Below are 18,520 nucleotides of genomic sequence, written 5' to 3' on the forward strand. Positions count from 1 at the left end.
GGCTTGGAGCAGGACACGCAGTTGGTGCGCGGGCAGACCGCTCCAGGAACGGAGGTCCTCGGCTGTGGCCCCGGGATGCCCGGAAAGCCGTTGGGCTTCGGGCTGGTGCACAGCTTGGGTCCGGCCCTGGTCCTCGTCGGGCTGGCCGGCGCGGCGGACACCATCAGCGTCATCTTCCGCTCGACGGTCGTCCAGGTCGCCACTCCCGACCCGTACCGGGGCCGGGTCAACGCCGCCGAGTACGTCGTCGGTGTCGGCTGCCCGCAACTGGGCAACTTCCGTGCTGGCGCCGTCGGTTCGCTGACTTCGGCGTCGTTCGGCCTGGTGAGCGGCGGAGTGACGACGGTGATCAGCGCGGCACTCATCGGGCTGGCGCTGCCGGACTTCACTCGTTACCGTGCCGGCCGGGTCGCGGTGTGACCATCAGAAAGGAACGGGAGCCGTCATGACCGAACAGCATCCCCACGTCGACGACTTGGCAGACCTACTCGCCGAACTCGCCCGCGCACTGCCTGAACCCGGCTCGGAGGCCACTGCCCTGCACATCGGGATCAGGTCACCGTCGTACCAGGAAGGCACCCGGCGGGTCGAACTACCTGCCGAGGCGGGCCGTTGGATCGCCGAGACGCTCCGAAGGGAGCTCGCCACGCACGACAGCTCCCAGCCGGACGGCGACGGCCGCTGTCGGCACTGCCGGGGTACCGGCCGGACTCACACGGTGACAGCTTCCAGACAGCCGTGAGCGGTCGGCGTGCGCAGCCGTAGCCCTCAGTGCCGAACTTCTGGCACTTAGTGGTCTGGTTCGGAAGTCCTTCGGGGGTTGATCAAGGAGTCGAGGTGACTGAGGATTCTTCTGGGTGATCGGCTGTGTGCCGGTCGAGCCTGGCCAGGAGATCGTCCAGGTCGGAAGTGGTGAACTTCCACTGGAACGGCTGTGCCGTGGCGTTGTAGCGGTCCTCGAAGGCCCGGAGCCGGTCCCCGACCTGGGCCAGGTCGGTGAAGTCGTTGGGCGAGACGATCTTGCGCTGCACGACGGAGTAGTAGATCTCCACCTGGTTCAGCCATGAGGCGTGCACCGGGGTGTGGACCATGACCGCATTCGGGAACGCCGCGGCCAGCCGGTCGGCGGCCTTCGTGCCGCGGTGGGAGGAGCCGTTGTCCACGAGCCAGAACACGCGCTTCGCGCTGGCGTAGGGCTCGGTGCTCATGACCTGGGCGACCAGGTTCATGAACGGCGCGATGCCCGTGCGCGGTTCCGTGCGGCCGAACACCTTTGCGGCGTGGACGTCATAGGCAGCGAGGTAAGCCAGGGCGCCACCGCGTCCGTAGGAGTGGTTCACACGCATCGCGCGGGCTTGCCCGGAGGCAAGGGTGGGGTGGCAGCGGCAGCGAGCCTGGATGGAGGTCTTCTCGTCGGCGCTGATGACGTACTCGTCCTCGCCCAGAGCTTGGCGTTGCCAGGTGCGGGCGTACAGATCCAGGACGCGCTGGGCTTTGGCGCGGAAGTCGGGGTCGGTGATGAAGATCCAGGAGCGGTGCTGCCAGGGTTTGAGTGCGTCCTCGGCGAGCCAGCGGCGCACGGTGGAGGCGGAGATGTCGCCAGTGATGCCACGCTTGGTGAGTTCGGCGGCCAACTCCGGACACGACCAGCGCGCCAGCGGCACCGCACTCTCTGCGGGCAGGCGGCAGGCCAGCGCTTTGGCCTCGGTCACCTGGATCGAGGTGAACGACTGTGGCCGCCCCGACCGCTCGCGGTCGTTCAGACCGCGCAAGCCCCGCTCGGCGAACCGGCCGCGCCAGCAGCGAACTGTGTCCAGGTGCAGGCCGGTCTCGCGGGCGATCCGGGCGTTGGAACGTCCACGTGCGGCGTGAAGCACCACTTGTGCGCGTCTCCGCAGCCGGTGCTCGGTCTTGTGGCCGTAGGCCATCTTCTTCAGCCGCTCGCGCTCGGCGGCGCGCAGAGATATGGGGTGGGCGGCGGCAACGGGCAAGACCAGGCAGGCCGATCGGGAGAGGTGGATCACGACGGACCGTCCTGACGCACCCGGTCCCCGGCCCGCAGGGCGTGATGACCACGCCTTCCCGTCATCAGCCAGGCAGCGGACCAACCCCTGGCTGACGGCACGCATCTGCGGTTAGATACCGAGACCGCCTACAACGTGCGTCTCCTGACGGGTGAACTCTCCCGTCAGCAGCGGCATGACCTTGCCGATGGCAGCCTTCGCCTCGGGCAACTGCAACGACGCTTCGTGATGCTCCTTGCTCTCCCATACCTCACTCACCCATACGGTGTCTTCGTCGGTGGCCGATTCGGTCACAATGTAGAGATCACATCCCGCTTTGCGCAGACCGTCCGCGCCGGCGACCAGTACGGCGACCACCTCCGGTCGGTGACCGGGTTTGACTTTCATCGAACCGATGTAGCCGTAGCGCATGACACTCCTCTTGATCTCGAACGATATCCGCCAACGAACCTAGCGGCGTCGACGGCAGCTCGACTGGCGTACGGCGTCGACGGCGTGGATCGACAATCTGCCGCGCCTCAATGGCCCCGGAGTCAACCCCCGAAGGACTTCCGGAGCCGACCACGTAGCTTGACGTTTATCCTCGGCGGGCTTCCTGCTCCTTGATGGTCTCGGCGCGTTTGACGGTCTTGCCGATGTCGTGGCGCTTGGCGCGGTGTCTGTTCTTCGAACCGGGTGGTCGTCCCGGGCCGGGGCGGGATGGTTTCGGTGCGGCTGCCGGGCAGGCCGTGGTCGCTCGGAGGTTGCGAAACCCGCGGCGGACGCGGGCGGGGGTGAGGCGGCGGGGTTCGGTGCGGCGTTCCCAGGGGCGGGGGAGGTCTTCGGCGAGGGGGCGGGCGAGGCGGAGTTGGGTATGGGCGGCGATGACGAGCCAGGTCCACAGGTCGGCGGTGTCGGCGTGGCGGACCTGCGGGGCGGTCCACCCGAGTGTCTGCTTCATCAGCCGGAAAGTGTGCTCAAGATCGAATCTGCGCAGGAAGGACTGCCACCACAGGTCCACCTGAGCGCCGCTGGCGGAGCACCACAGCCAGACCGGTTTCGGGTCACGGTCGCCCGGCAGGCGCTCGACCTTGAGACGGATCAACGTGCCGTGCAGGATGGGCAGTTCCTCTTTGACGTGTCCCAGCCAGGGGCCGCGATGGGTGAGCCTGTTGCCAGCTGGGCAGGCGAGAGACCCGGACGCCCGCCACGCGGAAACCAGTGAGCGAAGTCCTCGTCACGCCACAGCCCGTCCAGGCGGTCTCTCACCCACATCGCCGTCGTGCCACCCGGGTTGCTCGCCCGCGCGATCTGCGCGGTCAGAAGCGGGACTTGCTCACCGGAACGAGGACGGAGCGACAACGGACACCTCGACAACTGCATGGACTCTCGGAACACCCCGAGCATGCCCGCCGATCACGCCGACGCACCGGGCAACTCCAAGATCCCCGACAGAGTCAAGCTCAGGTTTGGAAGCATTGCTTGTGCCCGTCCGCCGGTGTGAAGCATGCGCGGAGTCCGGTGAGGCCACTGCCGTCGATCATTGGCGTGACGAGGGGGCTCTCCGCGTCGTACTTGTCGGTGACCTTGACATGCTCGGATGCGCCACCCGGGGTGGACACGCTGAGTACGTCTCCGACCTGCGCGGTCCCCACCAGTGCCCACGCGGCGCGGCACTGCTTGCTGTAGACGACCTCCAGTGGTGTTCCGGTTGAAAGTTTCTGCTCGCGGAGTATTTCTTCCTGACGGGGCATCGCGCAGCCCTTCGCCGTCGGTTTGTGACCGGTACACGTCTGGGCGTGGCATCCGGGGGCGGGCCGTGCGGAGGACGCGGTCTTCGTGGGGTTCTCGGTGGCCGTATGAAGCAGGGCCGTCACCGCTATCGCGGCCGTGAGCCCGACCGCGCACGTGGCGACGAGGACCCCTTGGTGCCGCCGGATGCTCCGTATGTGTCCCCGGCCGGGTGCGGTGTGGCCTGTGGAAGTTCCGTGGTCGCCCGGCCGGTCGTCGGGTGACGGTGTTGCGGCCGCTCGGGCCATGGGGGGCGCCGTCGTGTTGGCCCGGCCGCTCCACTCCAGGTCGGCCAGTTCCCACAGCGCCACCAGACGCCCGGAGGGTTCACGTGCCACCGTGCACAGCGCCTCGACGGCTTGGCGCGGGGCGAGCTGCCTGCCGTTGAGGTAGCGCTCCCAAGAGGACTTGCTGTACGCGGTGCGCTCGGCCAGCGCAACCATGCTCAAGCCCGTCCGGGTCCTGAGATCGCGCAGTTCCCCGGCCAGCCGCGCGCACAGGGGCCCGGCCGCGGATGGTGCTGTATCCGTCATTTCCGCAGTACCTGCCACGTGTGCGGGCCCACGAGACCGTCAGGAGGCAGGCCGGCCTTGTCCTGCAGGCGCTTGACCGCCCGTGTGGTGTCCGGCCCGTAGACGCCGTCCACAACACCGGGGTCAAAGCCCAGATGGCGCAGCAGACACTGAGCCTCCACGACATCCCACCCCGGCCCGGCGAGCAGCGCGGTGCTGGTGCTGCTGTAGCCCGCGTACAGCCGTCCCGCCTTGTGCTTGACCACACAGGGATAGGTCTTCCCCGCCTTGTAGGCGAAGGCCCCGCGAGACGGAGAGGCCGAGCCCCCGTTCTCCCACGGCGCGACGACCAGGAGCCCGGCAACCAGCCCGCCAAGGACCACAGCCACAAGGACGCCGATCACCACCGTGCGCCGTGCACCCCGCGACTGGGGCAGATCCGGCCCCTTCGATGTGTCGGGTTCTTGCCGCCATGCCTCCTCAGCCACCTCATGAAGCACCAGAAGCCGTGTTGGATCGACACCGCCGACCCGCGCCAGCTCTTCTACTGCCCGCCGCGGCGGCAGCGCCCTCCCATTGAGGTAACGCTCCCAGGAGGAGCGGGAGTAGCCCGTCTTCGACTGCAGCGACGACAGACTCATCCCACTGTGATCCTTCAGCCGGCGCAGCTGAACGACCAGTCTTCGCGACCGCTCATCAAGTGAATCAGGCAATTCTTTCCAACGCGGCACGTTCCACCCCATACCACTTGCCGACCTGATTAGCTGTCACAATCATGCCGTCTCGGGGACGCGCCCGTAGGCGGCCTTTCGGTCAGCCCGGCCGCCTCCCGCACGTGCCGTCGCATCCCGGCCGCGCTTCAAACAGAGCACTGTCCCAGCAGGTCGGCGGCCGGGACGTCCCGCGAAGCCCTCAATCCAGCGCCGTTCCTGGCAGCCCGCACCGGTTGCCCTGCAGTCTCGGTGTGCCAGCCGGGCGGCGCGGTCCACCCCGCGCCGCCCTCGCCACGACGAGAAAGGAACACATTCCATGAACCATCGCAAGGGCCTGGTCCTGCTGGCTGCGGTCGCCTGCAGCCTCGCGGTATCGACCACGTCCGCCTCGGCGGCCGCCACCTCAGCCGACCCCAAGGTCACGGCTTCTGTCGTGCATCCGGCCAGCCGCTGCTTGGTTTGGACCAAGGAGACCACCAACTACATCGGCCTCACGGCCGGCTACTCCTGGGCCTGGAACGTCACCGTCCAGCCCGGTGCGACGGGGGACAGGGTCAAGGAGATCCAGTGCCTCACCGACTACTACGGCGAGGGCCCCAGCGCCCTCGACGGCATCTACGGGCCGGCTACCACCGCGGCTGTGAAGCGTGTGCAGGCGCGGTGCGGATTCTCATCCGCGGAGCAGGACGGCATCGTCGGCCCCATGACGTGGCGTTGCCTGCGAATTCCCTGACGGGGTGGTGCGGTACTGGCTGCGGTGCGCTCCAGCACGTAGATCTGTTCCATCTGGGTGGACATAGCCGGCAGTGCGGTTTCCCTCGCCCAGCACCCGCACCGTGTCGTGCAGTTCGCCGCCCGTGAGTGGGGCGCGCGTCGGCCGCTGCCGTCACATGCCTCCTTTTCCGGACCATGGCCTCCCGCGTACACATTGGCGGCACTTGTCATTCGGACTCTTCACGCCTCATCTGGAGGAAGAACTCACCATGCGTACCAACAAGCGTCTCTCGGCGGCATTCGCGGCTGCCGTAGTGCTCGCGGCAGGACTGGCCATGGCCCCGGCCGCGGAGGCTCGAACTCTGTCGGCGCAGACGTACACCTGTCACTACTCCGCCTCTGGAGGTCATGAGTACGCCGGCTACTACAGCGGCAACACGGTCGTTCCGTCGGCTTCCTCTGTGACGAATGCGGGTATCGAGGCGCAGTGCCTGCTGAAGTGGATCGGGTATTACCGCTACTCCGTGGACGGGATCTTCGGTGCGCATTCCCAGGCAGCGATGAAACTGGCTCAGGAAGCCATGGGAGGCGTCTCAGTCGACGGTTTTCCGGGGCCCCAGTCCTGGCCCGGACTGCGCTACCTGGCCGCCGGCTGAGTAGGGCCGGGGACTGGCGCGGTGGCTCACCCGTCTCCAGTCCCCGCTGGTTCAACCGTGATTCGCCACGCGGGCCTGCCGTACGCTGCCGTACTGCCTCCGGCGGCCCCTCGACAGGCCCGCTGCAGGTCTTCTACGGCCTGAGTGAGGCCGGCGCCCGCTCCGTCGCGGCCGGATCCCCCGAGGGAGAGGAGTGGCGCCCAAAAGCCCACGGCATCGACCGCACCATGTGCGACCGGGACTTTCCCTGCATGTGGACCCGCATGGAATGGACCCGCATGGAATGGACCCGGTGCGCTTGGACGACGTGTGAGACCTAATGCCTGTGAACAACGACCATCCCTCACAGGCTGGGAGCGACTCGAGGCGTCGGGAATCGGCCGACGCAGCCGGTGCGGCGCATAGAAGAGCAGACACACGTTCGAGTGGTGGGGGCCCGGTGCTCATGCTGGCTGCTGGACGGGAACCATCACGTCCGCGAATTCAGACATCGAAGTGCTCGTGGCATAGGGGAAGCTTCAGCCTCGGCTTCCTCCCGAGCCCGCTCCAGCGCCGGGTCCGCACCGAGCTTGCGGCGGACCAGATCGTGCAAGCGGTCCATCCCCGCATCCAGGGTCCGGTCGACCTCACCATCCGCCCGTCCCGCCACCCGACGCGCCTTGCCCACCAGCCACGCGAACACGTACCCGCACGACCAGCCCCAAGACCACTCACAACCGCGGTCCCTGCGCTGCAACTACTCACCCCGGCACAGCGCAGCCCACGACAGCCGTCACCACCCGACACAACGCCCACCGTTAAAGATCTCAGCCCCGTCGGGCACTTACCCGGCGGGGCTCTATGATGCGGCGAATTCCAAGGTCAACCGAACTCCAGGGGACCAAGCGGTACAGTGCGGTTAACGAGCGCTCCCGGTCTGTACAGCTCCACGCATCTGCCAGCGTCCGACCAGCGCGGAAATCGGAATGCTTACGGCAGCTACAGCTGCGGCAGTGATGGCGCCTACCCCCTGCAAATCCATGGGCTGATCTTGGACCAGCGGGCAGCCTCGTCGCTGCCGATTCACGTATCTGTGCTGGAGATGCGGCTACCGCTATCCTTCCCCGGCACGCCGCTGGTTGTGGGCCGGGCGTCCACGCGGGAGACAAGGGCACACCCGTGGCAACAAGAGATTTCGCTGTCCGTACCGAATCCCACGTCGCCAACCTCGGCGCCCTGGGTGAACTGCACTTCGTTCCGGAGGTCTTCGGGGACGAGTTCCTCGACGGCTATGCCAAGGTCCAGGAGGCGCAGGCCGCGCTTGGCGGCGAGCAGGACCTGACCAAGATGGAGCCAGCCGCGCTCCGCCAGGTCTACGGGGCGATGCGGCAGTTCTTGGCCAGCCTCATGACCCCGGAGACCGCCGAGCGGTTCCTGCGGTTCGAGGTCGTCAAGAGCGGCAAGGCCGTGGACCACTATCGCACCCGCGAGGAGGCCGACACGAAGGCGGCCGAATTCGGGCCGACAGCCCGCGTCGACGACAAGAGCATGCGTGTCCCCGACCGTGTCCTGGTCGAGCTGCTGGAGTGGACGACCGAGCTGTACGGAGGCGGCAACGACCGCCCTATTACACCGTCCAGCGGGTCCTCGCGAGCGTCGCGGAGGGCTGGGACGCCTGGGAAGGGCAGCTCGTGTCGACGGTCGCGATTTTCCCCACTTTGGCCGTTTGAACGCGTTGTAATTCCCCATTCTGAATTTTTGTAATTGGCCATGGGTAGCGCGGCGTTCGGGATCGAGGGACCTGGTCGTCGCGGAGCTGCTCATGTTCCTCGTCCTGCTGGTTCGGATGGCCGATGGGCAGCCCAGATGGCGAGGAGAAAGTTCGTCGTGGTCGATATCACCGAGATCTATGTCCACTGGTACGCGGGGCGCTCGAAGAGCGGTCTGGCCGCGTCGCTGGGGGTGGACCGCAAGACGGTCAGGAAGTATCTGAAGCCGGCGGAGGCAGCGGGCATCACGCCGGGCGGACCACCGATGAGCGAGGCCGACTGGGCCAAACTGATCAAGGAGTGGTTCCCGGAGGTCGCCGACCGGCGGCTGCGACAGGTGACGTGGGCGGAGATCGACAAGCACCTCGACTACACCAAGCCGCTGCTGGGGACGGTGACCGTCTCCACGATCCATCAACGCCTGCGGGACGAACGGAAGTTGCACGTCTCGCTGACGGCGTTCCGTCGCTGAGTGCGCGACACGATGCCGAGCGAGGTGACGGGCGCCCAGGTGACCGTGCCGCGGGACGAGGTCCCGCCGGGGTCGGAAGCTCAGATCGACTACGGCCTTCTGGGGCAGTGGGTCATCCCGCGGTCGGGCAAACGCCACCGGATCTGGGCGTTCGTGATGGAGCTGCCGTGTTCGCGGCACATGTTCGTGCGCCCGGTGATCCATCTGGGCCAGCATGCCTGGACCGATGCGCATGTCGCGGCCTTCGACTTCTTCGGCGGCGTCCCGCGCCGGCTGGTGCCGGACAACCTGAAGTCCGGAGTGGACAAGCCTGACCTCTACGACCCGAAAATCAACAAGGCGTATGCCGAACTCGCCACGCACTACGGAGCGTTGGTGGACCCAGCGAGGGCATCGAAGCCGAAGGACAAGCCGCGGGTCGAGCGGCCCATGCCCTACGTCCGGGATCCTTCTGGCGCGGGCGGGAGTTCGTCTCGGTCGAGCACATGCAAGCCGAGGCGGTGACCTGGAGTCGGCAGGTCGCCGGGCAGCGGCAGTGCCGGCCGCTGGGCGGGGCCACCCCGGCGTCGGTGTTCGAAGACATCGAGGCGGACGAACTGCTGCCGCTGCCACCCACCCCGTTCGTGCTGGCCCGCTGGTCAACTGCCGTGGTGGGACCGGACATTCACATCAAGGTCGGCCGCACCCTCTACTCCGTGCCCTGGAAACTGATCGGCAGGAGGGTCGATGTCCGCTCCACCGCCACCATGGTCCAGGTCTTCCACGAGGGCGACCTGATGAAGACCCACGCGGCCCTTGAGCAGGGCAAACGCACCGACAAGCTGGACTACCCACCGGAGAAGATCGCCTTCCAGATGAAGACGCCCATCTGGTGCCGCACCCAGGCGTCCCAGGTCGGGGACGGCTGCCGGACGGTCATCGACCAGCTCCTCGAAGTCCACGCGCTCTACCGGCTCCGCGCTGCCCAGGGGATTCTCGGCCTGCGAGGCAAGGACGGCGACGGCCGCCTGGACGCCGCCTGCACCAGGGCCCTCGCGGTCGGCGACCCCTCCTACCGCACCATCAAAGGCATCCTCATCGCCGGGACCGAGACCGAACCCGAGCCTGCGACCAGCGGTGATGCCGGAGCCGCAGCCTTCCTCCACGGCCCGGCCCAGCTGTTCGGCGACGCCGCGACGACCCCCGACACGACGGACGACGACCGCGACGACCAGGTCCGCGACGACGCGGAGGTGGACGCGTGATGACCGTGATGGACAGCGCCCTGCGCGAATCGCTCAAGTCCCTCCGCCTGTCCGGGATGGTGGAGACCCTCGACGCCCGTCTCGCCCAGGTCCCATGGCGGCGAACTCGGCCACCTCGACTTCCTCCAGGTCCTCTGCCAGGACGAGATCACCCGCCGCGAGACCGTCGCTTTCCAACGCAGGCTCCAACGAGCGAAGTTCGAGCAGCGGGTAGCTGGGAGGAGTTCGACTTCGCCGCCTCCTCCAAGCTACCCGCTGCCCAGATCCGCGATCTGGGAGCCCTGCGCTGGCTGCACGCGGGCGAATCCGTCATCCTCTTCGGTCCGGTCGGCGTCGGGAAAACACATATCGCCCAAGCCCTCGGCCACCTCGCCGTCCGCCAGGGCGCCCACGTCCGCTTCGCCAAGACAAGCCGCATCCTCGCCGAACTCGCCGGCGGCCACGCGGACCGCACCTGGGAGAAACGCATCCGCGAACTGGTACGTCCCGACGTGCTCATCCTCGACGACTTCGCGATGCGCCAGATGAACGCCACCCAGGCCGACGACCTTTACGAACTCGTCTCCGAGCGGCAGATTCGCCACGTTGGGCAGAGCTCCGTGAGGCGGTCGCCGGTGGCCCCGGGGCAGGTGCGGGCGAACGCGGCGGCGTCGGGACGGCTCTCGAAGCCCACGTTGGCGCGTCCCCCGGTCGCCCACGGCGGCGCCGTCCAGGCGGTCGGCGAGGCCGTGCCGCGCGGAATCCGGGGTGGCCGGGCCCTGCGGCGGGAAGACCGAGGCGATGACGAGGGTGTTCTCGTCCCGGTGGGCATACGCGGACGCGCCGATCTATACGTCGTGACGGCGCCGCCCACCGAACGCAGCTGGATGGCCGCCGGCTCCGGCCTGGCCGCCGTCGCAGTGGTCGAGCAGCCGTACGCCGACGTTCAGCAGCGGCGCGACGGCCGCGTTCGCCCGGCGGGCGTCGTCGTGGGCGATCACGGCGATGTCGGGCACGAGGAGTGCGGGGGCGGGAGCGGCAGTCACCCCGGCCAGGACCTCATGGCCCGGGGCCGCCACGGAAGGTGCGCCGGCCCGCCGTTACGCGGCACGCGGGGCTGTGACCTTCCTGCGGCAAGTGAGCAGGAGCGCTCTGCTGACCAGTTCCACGCAGGAGCCGAACCGCCGGCGCCACCGTCAGCAAATAGTACGGTTGCGTTTCTCCCGAGCCTGCTCTATGTTGATGGTACGAAACTGTTCCGTACTAAATGGAGTGCTGATGTCCCGTGACAACGACGATGCGATGATCCGCCGCCCTCGGATGACCCCCGAACGGGAGGCCGAACTGCTGGCCGCGACGGTGGATGCCTTGCGCGAGGTCAGCTATGACGAGTTGTCGATGGACCTGGTGGCGGCCAGGGCGCGCTGCAGCAAGGCCACGCTCTATCGTCTGTGGCCGGGGAAACCGCAGATGGTGGCTGCTGCGCTCTACGCCACGCGGCCGATGAGACCGGAGGAAATCGACACCGGCACGCTCCGCGGCGATCTGCTGGCCATGGTCGAGTTGTTGGGCCCCCTCGCGGAGAAGGACGCGCCGCTGTTCGCCGCGCTCGGACACGCTCTGCTGACCGACGAGAATCTCGCCGAAGCGGTGCGAGACACGCTGGTGGAGCCCTGGTTCGCGGACCTGACAGGGGTCGTCGACCGGGCTGTTGAGCGTGGCGAGCTGTCCCGCCGACCGTCTGCCACCGACTTCCTGCCGCAGATCCTGCTCAGCGTGATGCTCACTCGTCCGATGTTCGAGCGCCTGCCCGCCGACGCCGACTACCTCACCAGGTGTGTCGACCATGCGCTGCTGCCCGCACTGCTCCACACCTGATCGGCCCCCAGGCCGGCCCCTCAGAAAGTCATCGCATGTCCCGCACACTTGCTGACGAGACCTATGTCGGCACCGCACCCGCATCCCCCGACCAGGGACCCCGCCATCGGTGGTGGATCCTCGCCGTCATCTGCATCGCCCAACTCATGGTGGTGCTGGACGCCACCATCGTGAACATCGCACTGCCCTCGGCCCAGAGGGACCTTGGCTTCAGCGACGGCGACAGGCAGTGGGTCATCACCGCCTATGCGCTGGCCTTCGGTAGTCTGCTTCTGCTGGGTGGGCGTATCGCCGACACGTTCGGCCGCAAGATCACGTTCCTGATCGGACTTGTCGGCTTCGCCGGGGCTTCCGCCCTCGGTGGTGCCGCCACCAGTTTCGGCCTGCTGGTCGGCGCCCGTGCCGGGCAGGGCTTGTTCGGCGCGCTGCTGGCGCCCGCAGCACTCTCCCTGCTGACCACCACGTTCACCGACTCCCGCGAACGAGCAAAGGCTTTCAGCGTCTACGGCGCCATCGCCGGAGCCGGCGGCGCCATCGGTCTGCTGCTGGGCGGAGTCCTCACCGAGTACCTCGACTGGCGCTGGACGCTGTACGTCAACCTGTTCTTCGCCGTGATCGCCTTCATCGGCGGCATGACACTGTTGCAGCGCACCCCACGCGACAAGAACGTCAACCTGGATATTCCCGGCACAATCCTGGTCTCCACCAGCCTGTTCTGCCTGGTCTACGGCTTCTCCAACGCCGAGTCCCACGGCTGGAATTCGGCCGCAACCTGGGGCTTCCTGCTCGTCGGAGTCCTCCTGCTGGCTTCCTTCACCTGGTGGCAGACCAAGGCAGCCCACCCGTTGCTGCCCCTGCGAATCCTGCTGGACCGTAACCGCGGGGCTTCCTTCATCGCCGTCCTGATCAGCGGCGCAGGCATGTTCGGTGTCTTCCTCTTCCTCACCTACTACATGCAGCAGAGCCTGGGATACACACCGATCCAGACCGGCCTGGCCTTCATGCCCATGGTCGCCGGCCTCATGATCACCAACACACTTGCCACCACCAGCCTCATCCCGCGCATCGGCCCCAAGCCCGTCGTGCCGCTGGGCATGGGCATCGCCGCCGCAGGCATGGCCTGGATGACCACCCTCGACCTGACCAGCAGCTACGCCTCGCACGTCATGCCGCCCCTCATCGTCGTCGGTCTGGGTCTCGGTCTAGTGATGGCTCCGGCGATGAGCCTTGCGACATCCGGCGTCACCTCAACAGACGCCGGCGTCGCCTCGGCCGCCGTCAACACCATGCAGCAGGTCGGCGGTTCCATCGGTACCGCACTGCTCACCACTGTCTCGGCCGGCGCCGCCACCGATTACCTGGCCGGTAAGGACCCTCGGAATCCCGCAGTTCTCGCCCAGGCCGCCCTGGAGAGCTACTCGACCGCCTACTGGTGGGCGGCCGGCTTCTTCGCCGTGGGCCTGGTCGTCAGTGGGCTCCTCTACCGCCGCGGCGTGCCCCGACCGGACGCCAGCACGGCGCCTGCCGTCCACATGTGACACATCGAAAGGCCGCACGCATGTTCGAGACAGAAGCAATCCGCCGTCCGCGGCGCATACGACGACGATATCGCGTGCTCGTAATGGCGGCGGCTGTTATCCCTCTGCTCGCCGTCGGCTCCGACTTCGGCGTTCGCACGTACGCGGAATCGCAGACCGCACACGCCTTCCAGGACGCCACGGGCACCGCGACACCCCCGAAGGTCCACATCCGGGGATTCCCCTTTCTGACCCAAGCGACACGGGGGAACCTGGATCGGGTGGACATCTCAGCGCAGCAGATCCCGGCCGGGACGGACAGCCCGGTGCCGATATCAAAGCTGGATGTCGACATGAGGAAGCTCAAGCGGAACTCGGATGCGAATACCGCACACGCCGGCTCGGCCACGGCCACCGCGTTTGTCAGCTACCAGGACCTGACCAACGCGCTGGGCCTCGACGTGACAGCCGGGTCGACACCTGGGCGGATGAACGCATCGCTGAGCATCCCGGTGATCGGGGACATCACCGTGAGTGCCGCGGTGACCAAGGGCGGGCCCACCAGCATCGCCTTCAAGGTTCTGGGAATTTCCGCGAACCAACTGCCGGAATCCGTACGGAAGTCGATCGACAAGACCTTCGAAAAGAAGATCCCACTGCAGAACCTTCCGAAAGGACTGACGCTGGATCGGATATCCACGGAATCATCCGGCATCTTCGTCACGCTGTCCGGCCACGACGTCACGTTCAAGCCGTCCGGGACGTCCGGAACCCCCGGGTCGTCGGCCGCATAGCTGAATCCCGATTTCCAAGAAGGGAGAACCATGCCCAAATCACAGCCAGCCAAGCCCCAATCGGATTACCCGGTGGAGCGGCGCCTGGACCCTTTCGGGCCGGCGCAGCGCACGGAAGAGCAGCATGAGTTGCTTTCCACGGTCCTGGGTGACAACGCACCCAATCTCTTCAGCACCTTGGTGCGACATCCGGCTCTTTACCGAAAGTGGCTGCCCTTCTGCCTGCACCTGCTGACGGACTCGGCGTTCCGGACGCGGGAACGGGAGTTGCTGATCATCAGGACCGCTTCGTTGTGCGGCAGCTCCTACGAGCTCCATCACCACGTCGCTCTCGGCTCCGAGGTGGGGTTGACCGAAGACGAACTGGCCGCGCTCACCGGCGAAGCCACGGCAGCCTGGTCGACGCGTGAACGGCTGCTGGTGGCCGCGGTCGACCAGCTGCACGCGAACCACACGATCGGCGACGTCACCTGGCGTGCGCTCAGCGCGCTGCTGACCACCGAACAGCTCATCGAACTGCCCATGTTGGTGGGCCACTACGTCCTGCTCGCCGGAACGCTCAACTCACTCGGCGTACCACTCGACAGCGTTCAGGCAGAACCGAACACCGTCCGGTACCCGGACGCCGTCAAGTAACCGATCCATCCTAAGGAGGGCGCCGTCATGCGCCTCGGAGTCATCGCCAACCGGCTGGTCCTTGTCGACGGGTATGCGGCCGTCGACATCGAGCGGGCCAGCAACGGCCGCTTCCCGGCCGATCCCGCACAGCTCTTCGACCACTGGGAGCCGCTGGTCGAGTGGGCCACCACGGCCGAGCCCGACGGGGAGCGGCTGCCGCTGGACGGTCTGCAGAACCCGGTGCCGGCCCCCCGCCAGGTCTTCGCCATCGGCGCCAACTACCTCGACCACGTGGCGGAGGCCGCCGCCGCCCGCGGCCACACCGGGGACGTCAAGGCGCTGCTGCCCAAGGACCCGATGATCTTCACCAAGTACCGGACCAGCCTGTCTGGTCCGCACGACCCCATCCCCGTGCCCACGCGGAGCGTCGACTGGGAGGTCGAACTCGTCGTCGTGATCGGCCGGTACGGCGAACGGGTGGCCGAGAAGGACGCCTGGGATCACGTCGGCGCTCTCACCGTCGGGCAGGACATCTCCGAGCGGCCCATCCAAATGGCGGGGATGGCCCCGCAGTTCTCGCTGGGGAAGTCCTTCCCCGGCTTCGCCCCGCTGGGTCCGGTGCTGGTCACGCCCGACGCCTTCGACGACCCGGACGACCTGGAGCTCGGCTGCGCGCTGAACGACCGGATCCTGCAGAAGGCCCGCACCTCAGAAATGATCTTCTCGGTGGCCGAGATGATCGCGTACATCTCCTCCATCTGCTCCCTGCTGCCGGGTGACCTGATCTTCACCGGTACGGGCGCGGGCGTCGGCGTCTTCCGCACCCCGCCGGTCTTCCTCAAGCCCGGCGACAAGCTCGTCAGCTGGGTCAAGGGCATCGGCGAGCTGCACAACCCCGTGACGGCGGCCCCCGGCTACCCCGCCGACGACAGCAGCGACGACAACCGCGCCGACGAGACGGGAGCTCAGTCATGACCACCACCCCCAGGCAGACCCCGCAGCAGTACGACGTCGGCGGAGTGCTCCTCCCGCGTCCGTTCAAGATCCGCCGCTTCGGCCACTTCGGTCTGAACTTGGAGCGGCTGGACGAGGCTGTCGCGTTCTACACCGATGTGCTCGGTTTCCGCGTCACCGACGAGGTCAACGTGCTCGACCAGGTGCCCGACGAGCTGCGGTCCGTCGTGGAACAGATCATCACCGACCCGCGGCTGATCTTCACCAGCAACTCCAGCGACCACCACGCCCTGGTGCTCGCGCACAGGACCTTCGGCACCCTGTGGGGCAACGACCGCAAGGTGAAGGACATCACCTTCAGCCAGACGACCTTCCAACTGGGCAGTCTCCAGGAGGTGATCGATGCCGAGGCGTACCTGCGGGAGCGGGGCGTGGAGATCGGCCACTACGGGCGGGACATGCCCGGCAGCAACTGGGAGATCTACGCCTACGACCCCGACGACAACATGATCGAGCTGTACTACGGCATGGAACAGATCGGTTGGCAGCGCAAGTCCAAGCCGTTCGACATGCACTACCGCGGCTTCATGGACGTCATGCCGACTCTGCCCCAGATGTCGGAGGCAGCCGAACTCCAGGAGGCACGGGACAAGGGCATCGACATCGGCTCCGGCTGGCACCCGTCCGAGGGCCACCTGGAGGAGACGTACCAGGTGGGCGGCGTCCTGCTGCCGAGGCCCTTCAAGGTCACCGGCATCGGCCCGATCTCGATGTTCACCGAGCGCATGGACGAGATGATCGCGTTCTACACCGACATCCTTGGCTTCGAGTTCGTCGAAGAGGTCGAGCTGCAGGGCAAGCGCATCGTGTACCTGCGCACCGGCACCGAGCACCATACCTTCGCCCTCGCCGACAAGGCGCTGCGCGGCATCCTCGGGCTGAGCGAGCACACCTCGTGCCTGAGCATCGGCCTCCAGGTCGGCAGCTACACCCAATTGCGCGACGCGGCCAAGCACTTGATGGACCGTGGCTACACTCTCGTGCACGGACTCCCGCAAGAGATCTACGTCGGCATCGACTACGCCGTCCACCTGAAGGACCCCGACGGCCACCTGGTCTGCCTCTACTACTACATGGAGCAGGTCGGCTGGGACGGCAAGCCCAGGCCGCAGAGCGAGCGCCGCAAGATGGTCCTCCCATGGCCCGAGACGCTCGAACCCCTCTCCGACACCTACGGCGGCACGGCCTACATGGGACCCCTGGGCTGAGCCATGACCGACAACGAGAACGAACGACACGACCGTGAGCGGCACGACTGCGACGTCCTCATCGTGGGCGCCGGCCCGATCGGCCAGGTGCTGGCGATGCTGCTCGCCCAGCAGGGACTACAGGTGACGGTGGTGGAGCGCTGGGAGCAGCCGTATCCGCTGCCCCGCGCCGTGGCCCTCAGCCACGACACCCTCCGGGTCCTCTACCAGCTCGGTCTGCGCGAGGACCTGGCCCCGATGCTGGAGCCCTGGGGGCAGGACGGGCACCTGTTCAAGCTCACGGACGCTGCGGGGGAGACCCTGGCCGAATCGCGGTTCGACCTGGATTCCGATTCCGGCTTCGCCCACATGACCGGCTTCACCCAGCCGGATCTGGAACGACTGCTCGAACAGCGGGTGCAGGACGACCTGATGATCGACCAGCGCCGGGGCTTCGAGCTGGAGGCGCTGTCCGACGACGGACCCGGTGGCTCCGGGGTCACCGCCACCATCCGCCCCCACAACGGCTTCGAACCGATACCCGGTGGCGAACCGAGGACCGTACGGGCGGGCTACGTCGTCGGCTGCGACGGGGCCAACAGCACTGTCCGCTCCCTGCTGGGGACGGAGCTGACCGACCTCGACTTCAGCCATGACTGGCTGGTGGTCGACGTCGTCCCGCACACGCCGCCGGCCTGGCTGCCGTACGCGTGCCAGCACCTGGACCCGGCCCGGTCGACCACCCTGGTGCCGTCCGGACCCGGTCGGCGGCGCTGGGAGTTCATGATCATGCCGGACGACGACCAGGACAACGTCGACACCGATGAGAACGCCTGGCGCCTGCTGAAAGCCTGGGACATCCACCCCGGCAACGCCGATCTGGTCCGGCACGCCCGATACACCTTCCGAGGACGGTGGGCCAACCAGTGGCGCGAGGGGCGCGTGCTGCTGGCCGGTGACGCGGCCCATCAGATGCCGCCGTTCATGGGGCAGGGCATCAACTCCGGCCTCCGCGACGCGGCCAACCTCGCCTGGCGCCTGGCGCTGCTGGTCAGGGGCCGGGGCAGGGACTCGCTGCTGGACGACTACAGCACGGAACGCTCCACGCACGTCGCTCAGGTCATCGAGGAGACGGTCTTCATCGGCCGGATGTTCTGCGCGACCGACCCGAAGGAGTGCGCCGAGCGGGATGCCATGATCAAGGCCATGGGCACCCTGGATATCCAGGACGCGTCCAAGAACTGGTCCTTGCGGGGCGGGACGCTGCAAGAGGACGGGATCGGCGGCACCCTGGGCGTCCAGGCCCACGTGGGCACCGGGGCCCGCACGGCTCTCCTGGACGAGATGGTCCCGCCGGGCTTCCTCCTGCTGGGACGCGACCGTGACCCGGCCGAACTGCTCTCCCCGGGCCGGCGTGCGGCCTGGCAGCAACTCGGCGGCCGCAGCGCCCACTTCGGGCCCGGCGGCTTCACGGACACCGACGGCAGGTACGCGGCCTGGTTCGAGCGGCTGAACGCCTCGGTCATCCTCGTCCGCCCGGACTTCCAGGTGTTCGGCGGAGTCCGCACCCCGCATGCCACGGACGGTCTGGTCCACCACCTCATCCAGCGCGTCCTGGCTTGACCGCAGCGCGGACCCTTCGGGCGGCCGGCTGCCTGCGGGGCCCACGTGACCAAGCTC

At 67.5% G+C, this 18,520-nt stretch carries 17 protein-coding genes and 3 pseudogenes; 14 read left to right on the plus strand and 6 right to left on the minus strand.

The genetic code is table 11. From position 1 onward, the window contains the following. Nucleotides 1-3: 3 nt before the first annotated feature. Nucleotides 4-420: a hypothetical protein gene (locus AB0D59_RS24290; RefSeq protein ID WP_362568903.1), complete on the plus strand. Its 417-nt coding sequence runs from the start codon at nucleotides 4-6 to the stop codon at nucleotides 418-420. Between the two features lie 25 nt (nucleotides 421-445). Then, a complete protein-coding gene (locus AB0D59_RS24295; protein ID WP_362568905.1) occupies nucleotides 446-742 on the plus strand; it encodes a hypothetical protein in 297 nt (98 codons plus the stop codon). An 82-nt stretch (nucleotides 743-824) separates the two neighbouring features. Here the strand turns inward: AB0D59_RS24295 and AB0D59_RS24300 are convergent, their stop codons facing one another. The 5 genes and pseudogenes from AB0D59_RS24300 to AB0D59_RS24320 all read right to left on the minus strand — a co-directional run bounded on the left by AB0D59_RS24300 (nucleotide 825) and on the right by AB0D59_RS24320 (nucleotide 5,037). Next, nucleotides 825-2,024 (minus strand): IS630 family transposase, encoded by a 1,200-nt coding sequence (locus AB0D59_RS24300; RefSeq protein ID WP_362568907.1) that lies wholly within the window; start codon nucleotides 2,022-2,024, stop codon nucleotides 825-827. 111 nt (nucleotides 2,025-2,135) lie between these two features. Beyond that, a complete protein-coding gene (locus AB0D59_RS24305) occupies nucleotides 2,136-2,435 on the minus strand; it encodes a putative quinol monooxygenase (RefSeq protein WP_362568910.1) in 300 nt (99 codons plus the stop codon). A gap of 166 nt (nucleotides 2,436-2,601) precedes the next feature. Continuing rightward, nucleotides 2,602-3,174: pseudogene (locus AB0D59_RS24310) on the minus strand (transposase); the annotation flags it as partial. Nucleotides 3,175-3,466: 292 nt separating this feature from the next. Then, nucleotides 3,467-4,327, minus strand: coding sequence for a helix-turn-helix domain-containing protein (locus AB0D59_RS24315; protein ID WP_362568913.1), 861 nt, complete (start codon nucleotides 4,325-4,327; stop codon nucleotides 3,467-3,469). After that, a complete protein-coding gene (locus AB0D59_RS24320) occupies nucleotides 4,324-5,037 on the minus strand; it encodes a peptidoglycan-binding protein (protein WP_362569144.1) in 714 nt (237 codons plus the stop codon). The genes AB0D59_RS24315 and AB0D59_RS24320 overlap by 4 nt, the downstream gene beginning before the upstream one ends. 298 nt (nucleotides 5,038-5,335) lie before the next feature. Between AB0D59_RS24320 and AB0D59_RS24325 the strand changes: the two genes are divergently transcribed. The 5 genes and pseudogenes from AB0D59_RS24325 to AB0D59_RS24345 all read left to right on the plus strand — a co-directional run. Next, complete coding sequence (locus AB0D59_RS24325; RefSeq protein WP_362568916.1) at nucleotides 5,336-5,752, plus strand: peptidoglycan-binding domain-containing protein; 417 nt, start codon at nucleotides 5,336-5,338, stop codon at nucleotides 5,750-5,752. Nucleotides 5,753-6,002: 250 nt separating this feature from the next. After that, nucleotides 6,003-6,389, plus strand: a complete 387-nt coding sequence (locus AB0D59_RS24330) for a peptidoglycan-binding domain-containing protein (RefSeq protein ID WP_362568919.1) — start codon at nucleotides 6,003-6,005, stop codon at nucleotides 6,387-6,389. Nucleotides 6,390-7,547: 1,158 nt separating this feature from the next. After that, the gene (locus AB0D59_RS24335) at nucleotides 7,548-8,132 is read left to right on the plus strand and encodes a hypothetical protein (RefSeq protein ID WP_362568922.1); all 585 of its coding nucleotides are present in this window, start codon (nucleotides 7,548-7,550) and stop codon (nucleotides 8,130-8,132) included. Nucleotides 8,133-8,255: 123 nt separating this feature from the next. Continuing rightward, nucleotides 8,256-9,853, plus strand: a pseudogene (istA, locus tag AB0D59_RS24340) (IS21 family transposase). Between the two features lie 56 nt (nucleotides 9,854-9,909). Continuing rightward, nucleotides 9,910-10,365: pseudogene (locus AB0D59_RS24345) on the plus strand (ATP-binding protein); the annotation flags it as partial. A gap of 315 nt (nucleotides 10,366-10,680) precedes the next feature. Here AB0D59_RS24345 and AB0D59_RS24350 read toward each other — a convergent pair. Then, nucleotides 10,681-10,878, minus strand: coding sequence for a hypothetical protein (locus AB0D59_RS24350; protein WP_362569156.1), 198 nt, complete (start codon nucleotides 10,876-10,878; stop codon nucleotides 10,681-10,683). Nucleotides 10,879-11,110: 232 nt separating this feature from the next. Between AB0D59_RS24350 and AB0D59_RS24355 the strand changes: the two genes are divergently transcribed. Genes AB0D59_RS24355 through AB0D59_RS24385 form a run of 7 tightly spaced genes read left to right on the plus strand, consistent with a single transcriptional unit; the run spans nucleotide 11,111 to nucleotide 18,463 of the window. Continuing rightward, the gene (locus tag AB0D59_RS24355) at nucleotides 11,111-11,710 is read left to right on the plus strand and encodes a TetR/AcrR family transcriptional regulator C-terminal ligand-binding domain-containing protein (RefSeq protein WP_362568924.1); all 600 of its coding nucleotides are present in this window, start codon (nucleotides 11,111-11,113) and stop codon (nucleotides 11,708-11,710) included. A gap of 35 nt (nucleotides 11,711-11,745) precedes the next feature. Continuing rightward, nucleotides 11,746-13,248, plus strand: a complete 1,503-nt coding sequence (locus AB0D59_RS24360; RefSeq protein ID WP_362568927.1) for an MFS transporter — start codon at nucleotides 11,746-11,748, stop codon at nucleotides 13,246-13,248. A gap of 20 nt (nucleotides 13,249-13,268) precedes the next feature. Beyond that, entirely contained in the window at nucleotides 13,269-14,021 is a 753-nt protein-coding gene (locus AB0D59_RS24365; RefSeq protein ID WP_362568930.1) for a DUF2993 domain-containing protein, read from the plus strand. A gap of 30 nt (nucleotides 14,022-14,051) precedes the next feature. Beyond that, a complete protein-coding gene (locus AB0D59_RS24370) occupies nucleotides 14,052-14,657 on the plus strand; it encodes a carboxymuconolactone decarboxylase family protein (protein ID WP_362568933.1) in 606 nt (201 codons plus the stop codon). A gap of 27 nt (nucleotides 14,658-14,684) precedes the next feature. Further along, the gene (locus AB0D59_RS24375) at nucleotides 14,685-15,614 is read left to right on the plus strand and encodes a fumarylacetoacetate hydrolase family protein (RefSeq protein ID WP_362568936.1); all 930 of its coding nucleotides are present in this window, start codon (nucleotides 14,685-14,687) and stop codon (nucleotides 15,612-15,614) included. Beyond that, nucleotides 15,611-16,861 (plus strand): VOC family protein, encoded by a 1,251-nt coding sequence (locus AB0D59_RS24380; RefSeq protein ID WP_362568939.1) that lies wholly within the window; start codon nucleotides 15,611-15,613, stop codon nucleotides 16,859-16,861. The genes AB0D59_RS24375 and AB0D59_RS24380 overlap by 4 nt, the downstream gene beginning before the upstream one ends. A 3-nt stretch (nucleotides 16,862-16,864) precedes the next feature. Then, nucleotides 16,865-18,463, plus strand: a complete 1,599-nt coding sequence (locus AB0D59_RS24385) for a bifunctional 3-(3-hydroxy-phenyl)propionate/3-hydroxycinnamic acid hydroxylase (protein ID WP_362568942.1) — start codon at nucleotides 16,865-16,867, stop codon at nucleotides 18,461-18,463. The last annotated feature ends 57 nt before the right edge of the window (nucleotides 18,464-18,520 follow it).

Origin of the sequence: Streptomyces sp. NPDC048417, from assembly GCF_040651615.1 — a bacterium.
In the GTDB taxonomy this organism is placed as follows: domain Bacteria; phylum Actinomycetota; class Actinomycetes; order Streptomycetales; family Streptomycetaceae; genus Streptomyces.

Excerpts from the sequence above, each read along its gene's own strand:
- AB0D59_RS24295 (WP_362568905.1), top strand. The coding sequence starts at position 446 with ATGACCGAACAGCATCCCCACGTCGACGACTTGGCAGACCTACTCGCC.
- AB0D59_RS24305 (WP_362568910.1), bottom strand. The coding sequence starts at position 2,435 with ATGCGCTACGGCTACATCGGTTCGATGAAAGTCAAACCCGGTCACCGA.
- AB0D59_RS24315 (WP_362568913.1), bottom strand. The coding sequence starts at position 4,327 with ATGACGGATACAGCACCATCCGCGGCCGGGCCCCTGTGCGCGCGGCTG.
- AB0D59_RS24325 (WP_362568916.1), top strand. The coding sequence starts at position 5,336 with ATGAACCATCGCAAGGGCCTGGTCCTGCTGGCTGCGGTCGCCTGCAGC.
- AB0D59_RS24330 (WP_362568919.1), top strand. The coding sequence starts at position 6,003 with ATGCGTACCAACAAGCGTCTCTCGGCGGCATTCGCGGCTGCCGTAGTG.
- AB0D59_RS24355 (WP_362568924.1), top strand. The coding sequence starts at position 11,111 with ATGTCCCGTGACAACGACGATGCGATGATCCGCCGCCCTCGGATGACC.
- AB0D59_RS24360 (WP_362568927.1), top strand. The coding sequence starts at position 11,746 with ATGTCCCGCACACTTGCTGACGAGACCTATGTCGGCACCGCACCCGCA.
- AB0D59_RS24365 (WP_362568930.1), top strand. The coding sequence starts at position 13,269 with ATGTTCGAGACAGAAGCAATCCGCCGTCCGCGGCGCATACGACGACGA.
- AB0D59_RS24370 (WP_362568933.1), top strand. The coding sequence starts at position 14,052 with ATGCCCAAATCACAGCCAGCCAAGCCCCAATCGGATTACCCGGTGGAG.
- AB0D59_RS24375 (WP_362568936.1), top strand. The coding sequence starts at position 14,685 with ATGCGCCTCGGAGTCATCGCCAACCGGCTGGTCCTTGTCGACGGGTAT.
- AB0D59_RS24380 (WP_362568939.1), top strand. The coding sequence starts at position 15,611 with ATGACCACCACCCCCAGGCAGACCCCGCAGCAGTACGACGTCGGCGGA.
- AB0D59_RS24385 (WP_362568942.1), top strand. The coding sequence starts at position 16,865 with ATGACCGACAACGAGAACGAACGACACGACCGTGAGCGGCACGACTGC.